This window comes from Psychrobacter pulmonis (assembly GCF_904846465.1).
In the GTDB taxonomy this organism is placed as follows: Bacteria; Pseudomonadota; Gammaproteobacteria; order Pseudomonadales; family Moraxellaceae; genus Psychrobacter; species Psychrobacter faecalis.
Window position 1 is genome coordinate 136,783 of sequence record NZ_CAJHAT010000003.1, and the last position, 18,218, is coordinate 155,000.

Sequence of the window (18,218 nt, forward strand, 5' to 3'; positions counted from 1 at the left end):
TTTTTTAATAGCAGTTAGTTTTTGGTTTTATGCTGTCATCTTGCGACGTAATGATTCAGTCTCTGCTTCATTTACTGCGAGCGTGTGTGGGTCAATAACCACACCATACTCAGTCTTAGCTGCTGCCACTGATATGATTCTTTCCTCTACATCTTTTAATACGGCGGGAATTGAACGTACAAACGAGCTGCCGTAACCGCCACCACCAGGGTTGGTGTTACGTGCACGATCACCTGGCTGGATTTCAGTAACGGTGTTTTGCTTATATAAATCAGTGACACCATCTTGATGAATAATCTCTAAGCGTCCCAGTTTTAGCTCAGGTGATATTTGTTCAGCACCAGCGGCCCCCATTGTTGGATGCTCACGGCCTTCGCCAAATGCCACAACCGTCATTTCATGACCTAATGGTTCAACTTCCCATACCGTGCCGCAGCCACCACGATACTCACCAGCACCGCCACTGTCTTCTGCCAAGCCGTACTTATGAATTAAGATAGGATACTGATACTCTAGTAGCTCGATATCACCAGAGCTTAACGCGCCAAAACAGCATAATGGGCCACAAGCGTGCCATCCATCCATCTGTTGAGTCGCGCCAGCACCAGAGATGATTGATGCTAAAATCATGGTGACGTATTGCTCCCCTGTTTTTGGATCAATACCTGAGATGTTGATACCAGAAGCATGACCCCAAGAGGCAATTACTCGATCCGTCGCGGCATCTTCAAACGCCATACGCACTGCGTCGGTCAAAGTTTCCATCGGTGTGGTGGTACAGTTGACATGAGGGGCAGGCTCTTTCGCATTACACAGCGTGCCATGGTCACCTAAGTCTACGGTGACACAGCGGTACAACCCTTCGTTATATGGCGGATCTACTTGCGCAAACATCATCAGCCCTAGTAGTACACCAGACATTGAGTTACCAGCGTAGGAGTTGATGAAATAAGGCACTTGTGGCGGACTGGTAATCTTGATATGTACATTGCTGTCTGTAATTTCGATGTCAGCGCTGATAGTCAAGTCACCCAAGCCGTGACCTGAATCTTCTAACACCGCCTCGCCATGATAATGACCATCAGGGATAGAGGAGATCAACGAGCGCATATGGATATCAGCCATATTTTTTAGCTCATTAATCGCAGCGCGGACGGTATCTACGCCATACTTGTCTAGCAGCGCGATCATATTACGCTCACCGACCGCACAAGCACCAAACTGGGCATTGAGATCGCCTTCTTGATTACGGCGAGAGCGCATATTGCTGTGTATTAAGTTAATGACATCACGACGTCTAACGCCCTTCTCCCAAATTTTGATAGGTGGAATACGTAAACCTTCTGCGTATATCTCTTTGGCATCTGGGTTATAGCCTGCAGGTACAGGCCCACCAATATCAGTGACGTGACCTTTACACACTGTCCAAAACACCAATTCGCCTTTATAGAATACTGGCTTATACATACAGCAATCTAAGATATGACTGCCCATCATCACGGGATCATTATGATAAATAACGTCGCCTTCGTGGATGTCATCACCGTAATATTCAGCCACGGCTTTCATGGCAGGCATGAGTGAGCCCAGGTGGATAGGAATATCTTGACCTTGCAAAATCATCTCAGGCAGATGATCAAATAAAGCATTGCTATAATCGTGAGCTAGGTTAAAAACACTAGAGCGGGCGGTTTTTTCTAACGTTGTCGTCATTTCGCGCTGTGCCGTTTCTAAGGCACCACGTACGACTGACAAGGTGATAGGATCAATTGAAGTGTGAGCGTTGCTCATGTGAGACTCCCTGTCTAGAAATTTATATCAGAAGATAAGAGCGGCTCTGTAAAATATAGCGCCCAATGTGACCGTTAATACTTACAGATTCACTTATTCTCTGTCTGGCTGTCATCTATCCTAATGAGGTTTTTGGCAAATAGATTGACTGACAGTGCAGGGTTTTTGACTGTGAGTGCACAAATATCTAGATAAGGCTTGTGAGTTCGATTTTTTGATAGAGTGTTTACAAAAAAAGGGCAATGCATCGGTTGTGATGCATTGCCCTATGAATTTGCATATCTGACTATCTATCAATTACCGCTACAAATTCTAAGCATTATATTAGCGCTCACCCTACTACCAAACGCATCATTTGGGTACTGATATAACCACCGAAAGTACCTACCGCATAACCGAGAATACCCAAAAATACTCCAACTGGCGCGAGTGATGGATGAAAGGCCGTTGCAACGATTGGAGCTGATGACGCACCGCCAGTATTAGCATTAGAGCCAACTGCCAAAAAGAAAAACGGTGCACGAATCATCCTAGCCACAGCAAAGATAATGACGACGTGAATACTCATCCATAAAAAACCAATGAGTAGTAGTCGCCACTGCGAGACGATACCCGCAAGATTGATTTGCATACCAATAGCGGCAATCAATACAAAGATAAATACCGTACCAATTTTGGAGGCGCCAACATGGTCAAGACGGCGGATTTTGGTAAAGGAAAAAATCACTCCTATTAAGGTAATAATTACCACCATCCAAAAGAACGAGCTAGCAAAGCTATATTGTACTGCCCAACTATAAGGTGCAAAAAAACCTGCAATATGACCACCGACAAAGTGCGCGACACCCACCATGGCAAAGCACAAGCCAAACATCACCATCAGGTCATTTAAAGTCGCTGGACGAGCATTATCACGCTCATAATTCTCAACCGCCTTAATCACTTTATCAATACTACTGGTATCCGCCCTCAACAGACGATCTATCTTATCCTTATGCTTAGTCAACACCAAAATAGCCAGTAGCCATAATGAAGCATTGGTGGTATCGACCAAAATCATCATGCCAAATAAATCATCACTGACGCCAAACAGCTCTTTCATCGCCGCTTGGTTTGCTGCCCCGCCAATCCAGCTACCCGCGACCGCTGAAAACCCGCGCCATAAGGTATCGTCGGTAAACATCTCAGGCGAAATCCATTTGGCAATACCTAAGCTAATCGGCCCACTAATAACAATGGCAATACTAGCCGCAAAAAACATCGCAATGGCTTTCCAGCCTAAACCTAATATTTTTGGCACATCCATCGACAAGGTCATCAATAGCAAACTGGCTGGCAACAGATAGGTGGCGGTAAAGCCATAAATCTGTGAACCAATACCATCAGCAAAGACACCCAAGCTATTTAGGGTTGCAGGAATAAAGCAGCACAATACAATACCCGGCAGTACGGCATAAAAGCGGCGCCAAAACTTACCAGGCAGCCCTTGGGTATAAAACACCAAACCAATAATGGCCATGATAATGCCAAAGGCTAACGGCAGATTACCAATGGCTAAATGAGAAATATCGGGCATCAGACAGCTCCGCAGCACACGATGATTAAAAGCCTGTCAGTATAGACAAGGCGAAAAAGACGCGCAAGCAACGATATAGCATTGTTGACTTTTTATTAGTGAAACATACAAGTATTTTGACGCACAAAAAAGCCAGATAACAAGTATCTGGCTTTTTAATATGACGCTATATGATTAATAATGACATTTATTTAAGCCATTATTAACCATTCATTATAACGTTATTACGAGTTTCTACCACGGTTGCCGCCTGTTGGACGACCTTGACCACGGCTGTCAGAGCGATTCGCTGGGCGACCTTGGCTGCCACTTGGACGACCGCGACCGGTTGCAGCGCGATCGCCGCGTGGTGCGCTGGTACCGTCACCACGGCTAGGCGCGCCTGTGCGTTTGCCTTGATAGGGTTTGCCACCTGAGCGCTCACTTGGCTTGCCTTGATAACCGCTGTCATTGCTGGCGCGTTGACCAGTCGGCGCGCTGTCGCTTGAGCGACCACGGCCTTGACCATTGCCGCCGCCGTTTGAACGACCTGCATAACCGCCTGCTGAACGACCACGACCTTGACCACCGCCGTTAGAGCGTCCGCGACCACGGCCACGACCATTACCTTTGTTTTCGCTCGGTACATAAGTCTTCTTAGGTTCCATACCTTCGATGACACAGACTTCCATTTTGCGATCTAAGTAACGATTGATAGCGTTTAGCTGTGGACGATCATCCATGCTACATAAGCTGATAGCAATACCAGTACGACCAGCACGGCCACAACGACCGATACGGTGGACGTAATCTTCGGTTTGACGTGGCAAGTCATAGTTAATAACGTGTGAGATCGCTGGTACATCAAGACCGCGAGCAGCAACGTCGGTCGCTACTAGGATTTTAACCTTGCCATTACGTAAGTCTTGTACGATACGGTTACGCTTGCTCTGCGGCAAATCGCCATGTAGGAAACTGGCTTTATGACCCGCTTCTTGCAGCTGTTTGGCCAATTTTTCTGTACTACGTTTGGTCGCTGCAAAGATAATGATTTGTTCCATATCTTTGTCACAAACAACTTTATCAAGCAAACGGTTTTTGTGATCAAAATCATCACAGTAGTATACTTTTTCTTCGATATGCGCCGATTCAACTTTGATTGAAACGCGCTCAGGATTTTTGGTGAAGCTCGCCGCAATCTTGCCAACAGGGCCATCCCAAGTCGCTGAACACATAATCGTTTGACGATTATCAGGTGCCGCTTTCAAGATATCGTTGATATCATCAGCAAACCCCATGTCTAACATACGGTCAGCTTCGTCAAGTACCAACACTTCAAGGTTTGATAAATCAACGCGACCGGCTTTGATATGGTCAAGTAAACGACCAGGCGTCGCAACAATCACTTGAACGCCTTTTCTTAGCGCAGTAATCTGACCGTTGTACGGTGCGCCGCCAACCAATGGCACGCAGAACAGACCGCGCATGTCTTTTGAATAGGTACGAACGCTGTCATGTACTTGCTGAGCAAGCTCACGCGTTGGCGTTAAGATAAGGGCTTTGGTTAATTTGTCAAAGCTAGTGGCACGGCTTAAACGGTCAAGTACGGGGATAACAAATGCCGCAGTTTTACCACTACCGGTTTGCGCTGACAATAATAAGTCGCGACCCGCTAGAGCAAAAGGAATGGCTTGTTCTTGAATAGGTGTTGGGTTGGTATAGCCAACGCGGTCAAGCGCGGTCAAAATCGGCTTGGCAATATCAAGATCGCTAAAAGTGATTTTATTTTCTTCAGCAGCGTCAGTAGTAGCCGCTTGATTATTGGTATCAGCAGTTGCAGTTGTGTTTGGGGTGTCAGTGCTGTCGATGATGCCGTTTTCAGCGGCGATAGCAGATAAGATGTCAGTCATAGTAATCCTTGGTAAGTATAAGCTGCTGTAAATTCAGCAAGCTTGATGCATACCACTGATAACCGTTCATCACGCCGCATTTATAAAATTATTGTCTCACCTTAAAAAGGCTTAACAATCAAAAGCCAAGCCATAAAGCTTGTCAATATTATAAAGGCGTTCGTGCTGTCTGACGTATTTTGGTGGTAGTGCCGAGTGTCTTATCCTTGTTTGCTAAAAGCGCATTATCAATGCTTTGTCCAAAGCAGATAAAGGCTGGTAACAACCAATCTAACCGATATAGCGGTCAGTAGATAAGATATGAGTCAAAAATAACGGATTTTTCACTATTAATAGAAAAGGTTATTTAAGTACACAAAATCATCGGCAACAATTACTTATGGTCATCCTAGACCCAAAATCGCAGGCGATGTTATCAATCTCATAATTCACGCTAGTCTATGCTAACGTGGCGACGCAGTATAGCACAACATTAGCGCAAACAGTACCTATTTTTCTGTTTATGGTAAAAATAGGTCATATCTCAAACAATTTAGGCTAAAAAGCCGCTGCGCCAGTCTTTAATACAGCCGCTTCAACGCTTTTATCTTTAATACAATAATTTCTAACATACGCGCTATTAACGCGACATTTTCACTTCCGTCACATAGGTTGGCAATTGCCAAGCGCCGCCCGCCTCTATCAGCCGGCACATACCTGTGGTGCTTTCATGACTTTTCTCAAACGCTCTGCCTGTCCAGATCCACTCACTTTTAGTTAGGCAGTCCCCAAGCCCGCGGCCTTTTTGCACCGAGGTTATTTTACCATCGCCATAATCGGTCGCGCTTGTCGTCACCAAGCTCGGCTTATAAGGCTTAGTGTCATTGAATACCCAAACACCCGTACCCGTGTTATAAGCGCCCGTCCAACAATCATGCTGGGCGAGCAGCTGCTTACTGTTTAAACGGCTGACGCGCCACGCTGTCTTATCCGCTAAGTTTGGACATTCAGTGTTGACATCTTTCATAGTGGTTTTCATCATCTCTGCCAACTGCGATGAGCGCATGGCAAATTTTTTCTTACTACTAGAGAGGGCGTTAGGATTAGGAGTGACCAGTCGTAGTGAAGGAGCGGCTTGCGGCGATAAGATGCCACTATTAGATTTACTGGTGTTATTGCTAATAAAAGCGCTTGAGGTCCCTACCCGGCCTTGAGCTTCGTCGGCTTTGAGCATCACTGCACTGGCCCCTTTATCCGATAACTGCCAGCGCGTATTGCGAATCACTAGCTCAATTTTGCTTGATTTGGTCAAGGCATCAAGCAGCGCGCTCACCTGCGCTGAGGTTAGCTCGGCATGACCTGCGGCTACTGAGTAAGGCTTGGTTTCTCCATAATCTCTATCATTAATAAACAGTGAGATACGATGGCGATTACCAAGCTGCATCAGCGCTTTAGCAGAGCTTTCTTTAGCGCCGCCAAGCTTTACTTTGCCATCGACGGTAGCGTTTGCTCCTGCGCGGCGTACCAATAGTAAAGACACAGGTAAATCGCTATTATTCTCCGCTTGGTAACCTGCCAGCCGGCAAGTACGCGTATTGTCGCAAGCGACTTCCCAATCTTGATTACTAAAGCTTACAGGCGTGGCAGCCTGCGTCACTGAACTCAATAAAGCGGCGCTAAGGGCAGCAAATAACGGTAGTATCATTTTTTTTGTCATGAATAAAGGCAACTTTTTTATTTTTATCGAAATGTTTTTTCTATGCGGGTTGTTTTTGCTAGGAGCATTGTCTGTTAGCAGACTACATGCGCGATGGGATTGACGAGTGAATGGTAAAGGTAGAAAAACCATCTCGTTGAATAGAGGTAGTAGTATAGGCTGAGTTTTATTATTCTTCATAGTCATTACTCATTAATAGAAGAAATATCAACACCTGCCCAAGAAGGCGGTGGCTGCTATCTTAACGTACTAATGTTTCTATCTGTTATACTAATGTACCATTATGTAAAGACGAAAGTATAGTCAAAAAGCGATATATCGATAAATATATTTGGAATAACGAATATTAGAAAAGCAAAAGGTTAACAAGCAATGGCTTATTAACCTTTTTATGAAAACTTATGTTTTGCTACGACTATTTAAATATAAACTGATAAAGTTAAACCTTTAAACAATAGGCTTTAATTCTAACTCTACGGCGCGTTTTACCGCTGGACGGTCGGCGATTTTTTGTGCCCAACGTTTGATGTTTTTGTAATCATCTACTTGTAAAAATTCTGCCGCATCATAAAGCTTGCCAAGCACCAGCTGACCGTACCACGCCCAGATAATCATATCAGCGATATTATAGTCCGCCTCATCATTACCGCACATATACTCGTGGTCTTTGAGGTGCTTATCTAGCACATCAAGCTGGCGTTTGGTCTCCATCGTATAGCGATTGATAGGATACTCTAGCGGTTCGGGCGCATAGGCGTAGAAATGCCCAAAACCGCCACCTAAAAACGGCGCACTACCCATCTGCCACATCAGCCAAGACAGACAATCTGCGCGCGCTTTACCTTGCTGCATTGGGATAAATTTGCCAAACTTTTCCGCTAAATATAATAAAATAGCCCCCGACTCAAAAAGCGCAATAGGCTCGCCAGCATTTTTATCATTTAAAGCATCAGTATAATCAACCAGCGCCGGGATTTTAGAATTGGGGTTGATAGCGACAAACCCTGAGCCAAATTGATCGCCCGCAGAGATATCTATTTTGTAGGCGTCGTACTCAGCGCCTTTAACATTCAGCTCGGCAAGCTCCTCTAACAAGATATTTACCTTGACGCCATTCGGGGTATTTAGTGAATACAGCTGTAAAGGTGCATCGCCGACCGGTAATTTTTGCTCATGGCGCGCGCCAGCTGTTGGGCGATTGATACTGGCGAACTTACCACCATTTTCGCTGTCGTTTTTCCATACTTTAGGCGGCGTATAGGCTTTGGTATGGTTGTTTTGAGTGTCATTATTTTCGTCATTGTTTGATTGATAATTGTCACTACTCATAATAATTCCTATTTTTTTTGTTGTATAAAACAGAGCCAAAGCGAGACTGAGGCGGCAAAAGATTTATATTAGTCTCACGTCGTCCTATATGATAATTCTACTATAGCAAATCTTTAGTTAAAGCCCTGTCTTGTAACCCATTTTTAAAAGTAACGAGCACGAGTATCAAAGCGTTTGAGAACACACTTCTTATGAATGAGCTTACACCGTTACTTTGCTACTCTTTAACTCATAGGCGGTTATTTTTATACTAGCCCAACTTAACAGCTTTTTAGAGATAGGCTTAACAACAGAAGTCAAAAGATGAGGTCAAAAGACATGGTGATGACAATATGGTAACCCTAACCCCAACGCAAGATAAATACCTACCCTATGTCTTGGCGGTGGCGCTATTTATGCAGATTTTAGATGCTACCATCTTAAACACCTCTTTGCCGCAAATGGCGCAAGCCCTTGGCGAGTCACCATTAAAAATGCAGTGGGCGGTTATTAGCTATGCGCTAACCTTGGCGATTTTTATTCCTATAAGCGGCTTTTTGGCTGATAAATATGGCACGCGGCGGGTGTTTTTATATGCTGTAATCATCTTTTGTATCGGCTCACTATTGTGTGCCGCCTCCCCAACGTTGAATTTATTGATTGGTTCGCGCGTCATCCAAGGTATTGGCGGCGCGATGATGACCCCTGTGGCGCGTCTCATATTGGTCAAATCTTATCCGCGTAATAAGCTATTAACCGTGATGAACTTTGCGGTGATACCCGCGTTAATCGCGCCCCTAGTTGGACCAGTATTGGGCGGTTATATCGTGCAATATACCAGCTGGCATTGGATATTTCTCATCAATATCCCGATGGGTATATTTGGTTTTATCATGGGTAAAAAGCTGGTACCTGCTTTGTTTGAGGACACCAAGCGTTTAGACTGGACGGGTTTTGCTTTATTTGCTGCCGCCGCTTGCGGATTTACTTTGGCGGTCGAGTTTGGCTCACAGACTGGGCGTGGGTTTTACGGTTTGCTACTCGCACTCGGCGCTAGTATCTTGATAGGCGCGTATGTGTGGCATGCCAAACGCCGTGCAGCTCCATTATTTCCACTAAGTTTATTTAATATTCGCACTTTTCGTATCGGTATTACTGGCAACTTATTCACCCGTTTAGGCATCAGCGCCGTGCCTTTTTTATTGCCGCTATTACTACAGGTGGTGTTTGAATACTCACCGTCGCAAGCGGGTTGGCTGCTTGCACCTATTGCCGTTGGTGCAATCGGTATCAAGCCTTGGGTCAGTAAAATTATTCAGCGTTTTAGCTACCGCAAGGTGTTGGTGGCCAATACCTTTTTGATAGGCCTGCTTATTATTGTCTTAGCGCAGTTTAATGATGCGGCAAATTGGATTTGGTTTATCCCTATTTTGACCGTCATGGGTGCCTGTAATTCCATGCAGTTTAGTGCCATGAATACCATTACTATCGGTGATTTAGAGGGCGCGCAGACCAGTAGCGGTAACAGCTTAATGGCGGTCAATCAGCAATTGGCGATTAGCTTTGGCATCGCTTTTGGGGCGGCGGTCTTGAATCTACTGCGGGAACGCTTCGAGCTTGATACCTTGGTCGCCTTTCAGACCACCTATTGGATACTGGGTATTTTAACCATCCTTTCAGGTTTATACTTTTTACGCCTCAAACCTGAAGACGGTCGTGGCTTATATTAAGTTATTGGTATTGAAAGATACTTATCTCTAAAAGTAACAAACATTAAAAAAGCATTAAATATAAAAACGCCAGCGTAACCTAAAATCAGTTAATCTAAAACTTATCTTAGGATACGCTGGCAAGTAACGGCAATTCTTATAACTTTAAGGCGTGTGGTCATCATCCATTTGTGACTGAATATAATTTTCAATGCCAACGTCTTTAATCAAGTCCTCTTGGGTTTCAAGCCAGTCTTGATACTCTTCATTGCCATCTTTTAGGATAACCAATAAATGACGCGAGACATAGTCATGCTTGCTCTCGCACAAGGTAATTGCATCAGTTATGATAGAGAACTTCTGCTTTTCTAAGCGCAAGTTGCAGTCAATCATTTCAGGCACATCTTCTGCGATGAACATTTTGCCGTAATCTTGCAGGTTTGGCAGACCGCCTAACAATAAAATACGCGCAATAAGATCATCCGACCATTTCATCTCTGCAATAGATTGTTTATAGAAATTTTCGTTTAATGCCTCTAAACCCCAATGACGGGCAATACGAGCGTGCAAAAAATACTGATTGATGGCGATTAATGACTGACCGAGCACTTGATTGAGTGCGCGAATAACTTCTTTATCCCCTTTCATGCTGTTCTCCCTGTCCTGCTTATTCATTTATCAATTTAATATTCGTGAAAACTGCTTAATATATAAAATACTAAACAATATCAGGAGACACTTCCGCCATCTGGCTTTGTAAATAATTGGGCAGACCAACCATATCAATCAGGCGCAGCTGCTGCTCTAACCAATGGGCATGATCTTCTTCGGTGTCTTTGAGCTGCTCAACCAACATCTCACGCGTCACATAGTCGTGCTCTGCTTCACAAAGCGCAATACCGTCTTTTAGATGCTGCTGTACTTGATATTCTAAGTCCAGGTCCAATTGCAGCATTTCAGGTACCGTTGCGCCAATATTAATCTCATTGACGCGCATCTTCGGCGTACCGCTTAACATCAAGATACGGCGGATAATCGCCTGCGCGTGCTGCGTTTCATCTTGCATCTCATGGTGGATACGGTCGTATAATTTACCGTAATGCCATTCTGCATACATCTCAGAATGAATGAAGTACTGATCACGAGCCGCAAGCTCGCCACCTAATAAAAAATTTAAATAATCAATGACCTTTTGGCTGCCTATCATGACTCATACTCCTATGTTTTTATTTGGCTACTAATACATTCACAATAATAAATATAGTTAAAGTACCATTCGTAAACCAATCAGTAAAGATTAAAACCCATCAAACGTCTTACAAAGTTAGATAGATATAGTAGCATAGGCACGCCGTAGCGCTTGTAACGATATGAACTAAGAATAAGATGCTAATTGAGAATTATAATTAACTCGCTTACACCGATAGCGTTTAGCGAGTAATCTTAATAGGTGATTTATGAAGGCAAACAGAGATAAAGGATAGCCGCACTCGCCTTTTGGGTTACTTATCGTCTTTCATGGTGATGGCTTTTAACCATAAAAAGATGATTTGAACGCGGATAAAGGCGAATTGGCGGCTAAAACACTACAGATAGAGGGAAAGCAGAAACGGGATTTGAACGGATTGGCAATAGAAGTGGATACAAGCAAATGCTTAAACTGTTTCTTAAACTGCGTAGGCCAACGCATCAAGCTTGGCATGATGTTCGTCAAGAAAGTCGTTGACCATAGGTTCGCAGCAGCCACAGCACGTCGCTACATCAAGGGTGTCTTTTAACCCCTCTAATGTGTCAATGCCTGAAGCAATGGCAGCTTTGATTTGTTTGTCTTTGACGTCGTTACAGATACATACGTACATGTGCGGCTCCTACTATGAATATCTAGCTAATTATGCTTTATAATAACGATAATTATTACCATTTACAATAGTATTTGGTATATTTATCCGTCATATTAGGTACAGCTAAAAGATATATTACCCTAACTTTATCCATGTAACTGAATACAGTCTTAGGTGTAACCACAAAGTACCAAAGGTAGTAAAATGGCGACGAACTGTAAATCTGCTCATTTTTTAATCGTTTTTACCGTTAACTGCTGTTATATTGACCCCCTATTAACTAAATCTATATTGGAATTGTTCTATGTCTAATAATAATTCTACGATACAGCCGCTTGAGTTATTTAAAGTCTTGTCTGACCCAACGCGCTTAAAAATTTTTCAAATCTTATTTAATAAAGAGTCGCGCTGTGTTGGTGAATTGGTAGAAATACTCGATCAGCCGCAGCCGACCATCTCGCGTCACTTAAATCATTTGAAAAAACTGGGCATTTTAAGCTGTGTTCGTGATGGGACGTGGATGTGGTACGAGGTGTCTGATGATTTGCCAAAATGGTGCCAAGATATTTTAGAAATCACCTATAAGCAAATATCAACTAAAGACATCAATATGCCAAAGCCTGCTTAATGTCAAAAAAAGCAGATTGAGAAAGTCTAACGACAAATAATTGAGCACATAAAAAAGACCTATCATTGATAGGTCTTTTTTGTTTTTAAGCGTTGTTTTAAAATACGCCCTTAATATAAATACGCCTTCAAGCCTAAATTAGACTAGGTCTAAAAAATCACTGACAAAGGCGTTTGCTGGCTGGTGAATCAGCTCCTCTGACGTCCCTACTTGCTCGACGCGGCCCTGATTCATCACCACAATCTCATCCGATACCGCCCGCGCCTCTTCTTGGTCATGGGTTACCATAATGCTCGTAATACCCAGCTCGTGGTGGATATTTTTTAGCCAAGTGCGCAGCTCTTTACGGACTTTGGCATCTAGCGCGCCAAACGGCTCATCGAGTAATAATAGTTTTGGCTTTACTGCCAAGGCTCGTGCCAGCGCGATACGCTGACGCTGACCACCTGATAATTGATGCGGATAAGCATTGGCAACTTGCGGCAACTGTACTAGGTCTAGCAATTCAGCAACGCGCTTATTGATATCCGCTTTACTTGGGCGCTCATTCTTCGGTAGCAAGGTTAAGCCAAAGCCGACATTATCGGCGATGTTTTTGTGGCGAAATAACGCATAGTGCTGAAACATAAAACCAATATGGCGCTTTTGCACTGGTGTATTGGTGACATCGAGCTCATCAAATAATATCTGCCCAGAGTCTGCATACTCAAGACCAGCAATGATACGTAGCAAGGTGGTTTTACCGCAGCCTGAAGGACCAAGCAACGTCGTCAACTTGCCTGTTGGTACAGTAATATTGATATCATCTAAGGCGGTAAAATTACCGAATTTTTTATTAACGTTGCGAATCTCGATGCTCATAATGGGTTCTCTTATTATATTTTTGGCTTAACATGGCAAGTGGTTTTACGATGCTTAATGTATAGAATAACGCTTATAGACGACCGCTGCTTTCTGCTAAGGTTGCATCTTTAGCGTCTTTAGCGTCTTTAGCGTCTTTAGCATTTGATGCATTGCTAGCATTGGCACTCACTGGCAATTCAGGCGCACTAACTAAACGCTCAGACTTGGCAAATTTGCGCTCTTGCAGCTTAGTCATCACTTGTTGTATTAGCAGCGTTACCAGTGCCAAGGCAGCAAGTAAGCTCGATAAGGCAAAGGCCGCAGTAAAGTTATAATCGTTATAAGCAATCTCAACCAATAGCGGCATGGTATTGGTTTCACCGCGGATATGACCGGAGACTACGCTGACTGCGCCAAACTCGCCCATTGCCCGTGCATTGGTCAAAATCAAACCATACAGCAGCGCCCATTTGATATTTGGTAGCGTCACATGCCAAAAGGTCTGCCAACCTGTCGCACCTAGCGTCAATGCTGCTTGCTCCTCGCTATCACCTTGCGTCTGCATCAAAGGTATCAGCTCACGGGCGACAAACGGAAAGGTCACAAATAACGTCGCTAAAATAATCCCTGGTACGGCATAAATCACCTGAAAGCCCATGCTTTCAAGCCAGCCACCAATGGTAGAGTTCAGCCCGAACAACAGCACAAACATCAAACCTGCAACCACCGGCGACACCGAAAACGGTAAATCAAGCAATGTCGTCACCAGCTGCTTACCTTTAAATTGATAACGGGTCACGAGCCAAGCAATTGCAATACCCATCACCATATTAATCGGCAATACAATCGCCGCAGTAATCAAGGTTAATTTAATCGCTTGTAAGGCTTCAGGGTCGACCAGTGAGGCAATGTACAACTGCCAACCATTTTTAAAGGCTTCATAAAAGACCGCGAACAGTGGCACGACCAACATGATGACCATAAATAACACCGCGATGGTGATAAAGGTACGGCGTATCCATGGCGTGTCTTTAGTCGCTGGGTTGCTTTGGTAGTCGTAGCTATTAGAAATTTGCATTAGCGGGCTCCTACGCGGCGAGACAGCTTCCACTGTACGATGTTAATGGTCAATAAAATTACAAACGAAATCAGTAGCATAAAAAGTGCGACAGCGGATGCGCCTTGCACATCAAACTGCTCAAGCTTACTAATAATGATTAAAGGTAAAATCTCAGACTGCATCGGAATATTACCAGCAATAAAAATCACCGAGCCATACTCGCCAGTGGCACGGGCAAACATCATACCCGCGCCCATCAGTAAAGCCGGCAATAGCTCTGGCAAAATTACCTTACGAAAGGTCGTTAAACGATTGGCACCCAATACCGCCGCCGCTTCTTCGAATTCAACGGACAATTCTGCAAGCACTGGCTGCACCGCACGGACGATAAACGGAAAGCTGACGACCACTAAAGCGAGCCAAATACCGAGTGGCGTAAAGGCGACTTGGATGTCAAATTTGGCAAACCACTGGCCGATTAAACCATTGGGTGCATAAAGAGTCGCAAGCGAGATACCGGTAACCGCTGTCGGTAGTGCAAATGGCAAATCAACCAAGGCATTAATCAGCGACTTACCCCAAAATTCATAGCGCACCAGCACCCAAGCGACCAGCGTACCAAACACCATGTTGGTTAGCATCGCCAAAAACGACATCCATAAACTGAGTTTGATAGCAGCAGTGACTTGCGGCTGAGTAATGGTTTCCCAAAAACCCGTCCAGCCCATTTGTGTCGTGGTATAGGCCATCATGGCAAACGGTAGCACCACTAGTAACGATAAGCTAAAGACGGTGATGCCCATGCTTAGCCCAAACCCTGGTAGCACATTGCGTTGACGCAAGCGCGTCAGCCACCCTTTCTTGATGGGTTTGCTGGCAGGAGAAGTTGTTGCACTCATAGTGATGTCCTATTGCCTAACTGCTGGCGCTTATTTGCTGCTTGTAAGCACCACGTGCTATCAGATGTATTTAATGTATTTATTATGGGTCTGTGTAAGCGATAAAGGACATAGCGTGGGTAGCCATGTCCTTTAGGTGCTTGGACGTTACGGTAAAACTGACGGTTTAAATGCTATTTAAGAAAATTTCTAAATAGCACAATCAGTCAGCGTACTAGCGGCTTACTTTGGTGCATTAATGGCTAACTGATCGAACACGCCGCCATCGCTAAAGTAAGTGCTCATGATTTCATCCCACGTACCAAAGGCATCGTTTGGACGGAAAGTATCGATAGGTGGCAACTTATCGCTGTTTTTATCAAGCACACTCTTCACGCTTGGGCGAAGATATAAGTTAGCTGCCAATTGCTGTGCAGGCTCGCTCCATAAGTAATCAAGATAGGCTTTTGCCGCATCGGTGGTGCCCTTTTTGTCAGTCACGGTTTTCACAACAGCGACTGGGCTTTCAGACTTGATAGAGTATTTTGGATAAACAATATCGACTTGCCCTGCACCAAAATCTTTGGCAGCCAAGTTGGCTTCGTTTTCAAAGGTGACCAAGACATCACCGATACCGCGCTGAACAAACGTCGTCGTCGCTGCACGTCCGCCATTCTCATAGACTTTGACGTTTTTCAGCATGTCTTTGACGTAGTTTTTGGCCTTAGTTTCATCTTTATTAAAGGCATGCAAACCATAACCATAAGCGCCTAAAAAGGCATAACGACCATTACCCGTGACTTTTGGGTTGGCCATGACAATCTCAACGCCTTCTTTGGTCAAGTCTTGCCAATCATTAATGCCTTTTGGATTGTCTTTACGCACCAAAAATACGATGGTACTGGTGAAAGGTACGGCGTTGTCTGGGAATTTGCTTTCCCAATCAGCCTCAACCAAGCCTTTTTGCTCAAGTAATTCGATATCAGAGCCTTGGTTCATGGTCGCCACATCGGCTTGTAAACCATTAGCCACCGACAGGGCTTGCTTACTTGAGCCGCCGTGCGATTGCTTGATTAAGATATTGCTGTTAGGATTCTCGCTTTTATAGTGCTCAACGAATAATGGGTTGTAGTCTTTATAAAAATCACGTGCCACATCATAAGAGACGTTTAGCAGTTCGATGTTTTGTCCTTCTGCGGCAGCTGGCGTGCCTTCTGCATTAGCAGTCGTTTCTGTCTTTTCGTTATTGCTACAGCCCGCAAGACCCAAGGTCAATGCAACGCCTGCAATGCTCAAGACGTTAAGTGTTTTACTTCTTTGTTGATAGCTTGCTGCGTCTTTCATAAATCCCTCAAAGGTGTCTGATAGATGATATTTATTAAATGATGCAAGTATGCTAACAGCGCCAGCTTATTATGTTTAATGATGAATATGCGTATGTTATTGCCAAAATGGAATAATGAAGTAATGGTGATTAAAATATAGCCTTATCAAACACTTAAACGAGAAATTTCTTAAATTGCCTTTACACTTTTATTATTCGCTAATGAAAATTGCTTATAACTATGTAAAACCCAGCTCTACTTCACTCTCGCCAGCTGATCAAAACGCCCGCCATCGACAAAGAACGTCGCCATGATGCTTTCCCAATCACCAAATACCGCCACAGGCTCAAAGGTTGCAATTTCAGGTAAGGTCTTGCTGTGTGCGGCGAGCACCTTGGTATTACTAGGGCGCATATACATCTGTGCCATCAGCTCTTGTGCGGGCGTCGACCATAGGCCTGTTAAATAGTCATTTGCCGCGGCGGTGGTGCCTTTTTTATCGGTTACGGTTTTCACCACAGCCACAGGGTTGGCAATCACAATCGAGTAACTTGGATACACGATATCGACTTTTCCCTTCGCGAACTGCTTAGCAGCCAGATGCGCTTCATTTTCGGTGGTGATTAAAACATCACCAAGACCGCGCTGGGTAAAGGTCGTGGTGGCAGCGCGCGCGCCATTGTCATAGGTGACGACGTTTGCCAGTAGTTTTTTGATAAAAGTATCGGTTTTGGCGGGGCTTTGCACCTTTTCTTTAAAATGATGTAAGCCGTAGCCATAAGCGCCCAAAAAGGCATAACGCGCCGTGCCACTGGTCTTGGGATTTGGCAATACTACGGCAATATCGTTACGCGCCAAATCTGACCAGTCTTTGATGCCTTTTGGGTTGCCCGCACGAACTAAGAGCACCATGGTACTGGTATAAGGCACGGCATTGTTTGGCAATGCCTGTTGCCAATCGCTAGCAACCAAGCCTTTTTCAACCAGCAAATTCATATCGCTTTCTTGGTTTAAAGTAACGACGTCCGCCTGCAAGCCATTGGCGACCGCCAGCGCTTGTTTGCTCGAGCCGCCATGCGATTGGTTGATATTCACCTTGATACTTGGGTGTTTTTGCTGATAATTTGCATTAAACAACGGGTTGTAGTCTTTATAAAAGTCGCGTGAGACATCATAAGACACATTTAATAAATCAATATTTTTTGCCTCGTTTGCGGCGTCATTTTGGTTGGCTTCGGTAGGGTTGCAGCCTGTGATCAGTACCGCCGCTGCAAGCACACTACCAAGACCAAAACTGCTGGTAAGATTGACGGTAAAACTAAAGCGATTGGTGAGCACTGTGCCGATGCTTTTAGGTTGAATGGCGAAAGAAGCACGCGCATTGATATGCTTGTGAGATGTTTTTTGGCCGCTCTTTTTATTTGGCTGCATATTTGCTCTCGATAGGAACGTTGTTCTCTAATAATAGGGATAAAAACCTTGCATTTCGAAATTCGGTTCTATGGATAATGAGCAATATGCTAACAGCCTGTGAGACAATTGCTTAGTGACAAATACGCTTATCGAGTGATTAACTTGGCATAAGTAATTTTATTAGTTATTCTAAAGTGCTTGTCTTTCCTCGGTATTTTTGTAGTTTTGTGATAAGCAGACACTTTTGAGTAAGTTACGGTA

15 protein-coding genes are annotated in these 18,218 nt (G+C 44.3%); 2 read left to right on the forward strand and 13 right to left on the reverse strand.

Features of this window, described 5'->3' with window-relative positions; translation table 11 throughout:
- Positions 1–27 precede the first annotated feature (27 nt).
- From capB to yghU, 5 genes are all read right to left on the reverse strand, one after another.
- Positions 28–1,791, reverse strand: coding sequence for a caprolactamase subunit beta (gene capB / locus JMX70_RS06945; RefSeq protein WP_201590782.1), 1,764 nt, complete (start codon positions 1,789–1,791; stop codon positions 28–30).
- Between the two features lie 331 nt (positions 1,792–2,122).
- Positions 2,123–3,367 carry a DUF819 family protein gene (locus JMX70_RS06950; protein ID WP_201590785.1) on the reverse strand — a complete coding sequence of 415 codons (1,245 nt, stop codon included), beginning with the start codon at positions 3,365–3,367 and terminating at the stop codon, positions 2,123–2,125.
- Positions 3,368–3,591: 224 nt separating this feature from the next.
- Complete coding sequence (locus JMX70_RS06955) at positions 3,592–5,256, reverse strand: DEAD/DEAH box helicase (RefSeq protein WP_191689842.1); 1,665 nt, start codon at positions 5,254–5,256, stop codon at positions 3,592–3,594.
- 619 nt (positions 5,257–5,875) lie between these two features.
- Positions 5,876–6,952, reverse strand: coding sequence for a DUF1176 domain-containing protein (locus JMX70_RS06960; RefSeq protein WP_227671192.1), 1,077 nt, complete (start codon positions 6,950–6,952; stop codon positions 5,876–5,878).
- A 447-nt stretch (positions 6,953–7,399) separates the two neighbouring features.
- Positions 7,400–8,281: a glutathione-dependent disulfide-bond oxidoreductase gene (gene yghU / locus JMX70_RS06965; RefSeq protein WP_201590788.1), complete on the reverse strand. Its 882-nt coding sequence runs from the start codon at positions 8,279–8,281 to the stop codon at positions 7,400–7,402.
- Positions 8,282–8,613: 332 nt separating this feature from the next.
- Between yghU and JMX70_RS06970 the strand changes: the two genes are divergently transcribed.
- Positions 8,614–9,990, forward strand: a complete 1,377-nt coding sequence (locus JMX70_RS06970; protein WP_068405478.1) for a DHA2 family efflux MFS transporter permease subunit — start codon at positions 8,614–8,616, stop codon at positions 9,988–9,990.
- Between the two features lie 144 nt (positions 9,991–10,134).
- On the opposite strand, the gene bfr (JMX70_RS06975) is transcribed toward JMX70_RS06970, so the two are convergent.
- From bfr (JMX70_RS06975) to JMX70_RS06985, 3 genes are all read right to left on the reverse strand, one after another.
- On the reverse strand, positions 10,135–10,617 hold the full coding sequence (bfr, locus tag JMX70_RS06975; RefSeq protein WP_102076432.1) for a bacterioferritin: 483 nt from the start codon (positions 10,615–10,617) through the stop codon (positions 10,135–10,137).
- A 70-nt stretch (positions 10,618–10,687) separates the two neighbouring features.
- Entirely contained in the window at positions 10,688–11,176 is a 489-nt protein-coding gene (gene bfr, locus JMX70_RS06980; RefSeq protein ID WP_068405485.1) for a bacterioferritin, read from the reverse strand.
- A gap of 460 nt (positions 11,177–11,636) precedes the next feature.
- Entirely contained in the window at positions 11,637–11,828 is a 192-nt protein-coding gene (locus JMX70_RS06985; protein WP_068405488.1) for a (2Fe-2S)-binding protein, read from the reverse strand.
- 286 nt (positions 11,829–12,114) lie between these two features.
- Between JMX70_RS06985 and JMX70_RS06990 the strand changes: the two genes are divergently transcribed.
- The gene (locus JMX70_RS06990; RefSeq protein WP_144296175.1) at positions 12,115–12,438 is read left to right on the forward strand and encodes an ArsR/SmtB family transcription factor; all 324 of its coding nucleotides are present in this window, start codon (positions 12,115–12,117) and stop codon (positions 12,436–12,438) included.
- Between the two features lie 138 nt (positions 12,439–12,576).
- Here JMX70_RS06990 and JMX70_RS06995 read toward each other — a convergent pair whose 3' ends face one another.
- The 5 genes from JMX70_RS06995 to JMX70_RS07015 all read right to left on the reverse strand — a co-directional run bounded on the left by JMX70_RS06995 (position 12,577) and on the right by JMX70_RS07015 (position 17,975).
- Positions 12,577–13,299: a sulfate/molybdate ABC transporter ATP-binding protein gene (locus JMX70_RS06995; protein ID WP_082894303.1), complete on the reverse strand. Its 723-nt coding sequence runs from the start codon at positions 13,297–13,299 to the stop codon at positions 12,577–12,579.
- A 73-nt stretch (positions 13,300–13,372) separates the two neighbouring features.
- Positions 13,373–14,359, reverse strand: a complete 987-nt coding sequence (gene cysW / locus JMX70_RS07000; RefSeq protein WP_201590791.1) for a sulfate ABC transporter permease subunit CysW — start codon at positions 14,357–14,359, stop codon at positions 13,373–13,375.
- Positions 14,359–15,240, reverse strand: coding sequence for a sulfate ABC transporter permease subunit CysT (gene cysT / locus JMX70_RS07005; protein ID WP_068405497.1), 882 nt, complete (start codon positions 15,238–15,240; stop codon positions 14,359–14,361). The genes cysW and cysT overlap by 1 nt, the downstream gene beginning before the upstream one ends.
- Positions 15,241–15,462: 222 nt before the next feature.
- Positions 15,463–16,563 (reverse strand): sulfate ABC transporter substrate-binding protein, encoded by a 1,101-nt coding sequence (locus JMX70_RS07010; protein WP_191689852.1) that lies wholly within the window; start codon positions 16,561–16,563, stop codon positions 15,463–15,465.
- A 236-nt stretch (positions 16,564–16,799) separates the two neighbouring features.
- Positions 16,800–17,975 carry a sulfate ABC transporter substrate-binding protein gene (locus tag JMX70_RS07015; protein ID WP_082894297.1) on the reverse strand — a complete coding sequence of 392 codons (1,176 nt, stop codon included), beginning with the start codon at positions 17,973–17,975 and terminating at the stop codon, positions 16,800–16,802.
- Positions 17,976–18,218 lie beyond the last annotated feature (243 nt).

Coding starts and splice junctions, on each gene's coding strand:
- capB (WP_201590782.1), bottom strand. CDS start 1,791: ATGAGCAACGCTCACACTTCAATTGATCCTATCACCTTGTCAGTCGTA.
- JMX70_RS06950 (WP_201590785.1), bottom strand. CDS start 3,367: ATGCCCGATATTTCTCATTTAGCCATTGGTAATCTGCCGTTAGCCTTT.
- JMX70_RS06955 (WP_191689842.1), bottom strand. CDS start 5,256: ATGACTGACATCTTATCTGCTATCGCCGCTGAAAACGGCATCATCGAC.
- JMX70_RS06960 (WP_227671192.1), bottom strand. CDS start 6,952: ATGACAAAAAAAATGATACTACCGTTATTTGCTGCCCTTAGCGCCGCT.
- yghU (WP_201590788.1), bottom strand. CDS start 8,281: ATGAGTAGTGACAATTATCAATCAAACAATGACGAAAATAATGACACT.
- JMX70_RS06970 (WP_068405478.1), top strand. CDS start 8,614: ATGGTAACCCTAACCCCAACGCAAGATAAATACCTACCCTATGTCTTG.
- bfr (WP_102076432.1), bottom strand. CDS start 10,617: ATGAAAGGGGATAAAGAAGTTATTCGCGCACTCAATCAAGTGCTCGGT.
- bfr (WP_068405485.1), bottom strand. CDS start 11,176: ATGATAGGCAGCCAAAAGGTCATTGATTATTTAAATTTTTTATTAGGT.
- JMX70_RS06985 (WP_068405488.1), bottom strand. CDS start 11,828: ATGTACGTATGTATCTGTAACGACGTCAAAGACAAACAAATCAAAGCT.
- JMX70_RS06990 (WP_144296175.1), top strand. CDS start 12,115: ATGTCTAATAATAATTCTACGATACAGCCGCTTGAGTTATTTAAAGTC.
- JMX70_RS06995 (WP_082894303.1), bottom strand. CDS start 13,299: ATGAGCATCGAGATTCGCAACGTTAATAAAAAATTCGGTAATTTTACC.
- cysW (WP_201590791.1), bottom strand. CDS start 14,359: ATGCAAATTTCTAATAGCTACGACTACCAAAGCAACCCAGCGACTAAA.
- cysT (WP_068405497.1), bottom strand. CDS start 15,240: ATGAGTGCAACAACTTCTCCTGCCAGCAAACCCATCAAGAAAGGGTGG.
- JMX70_RS07010 (WP_191689852.1), bottom strand. CDS start 16,563: ATGAAAGACGCAGCAAGCTATCAACAAAGAAGTAAAACACTTAACGTC.
- JMX70_RS07015 (WP_082894297.1), bottom strand. CDS start 17,975: ATGCAGCCAAATAAAAAGAGCGGCCAAAAAACATCTCACAAGCATATC.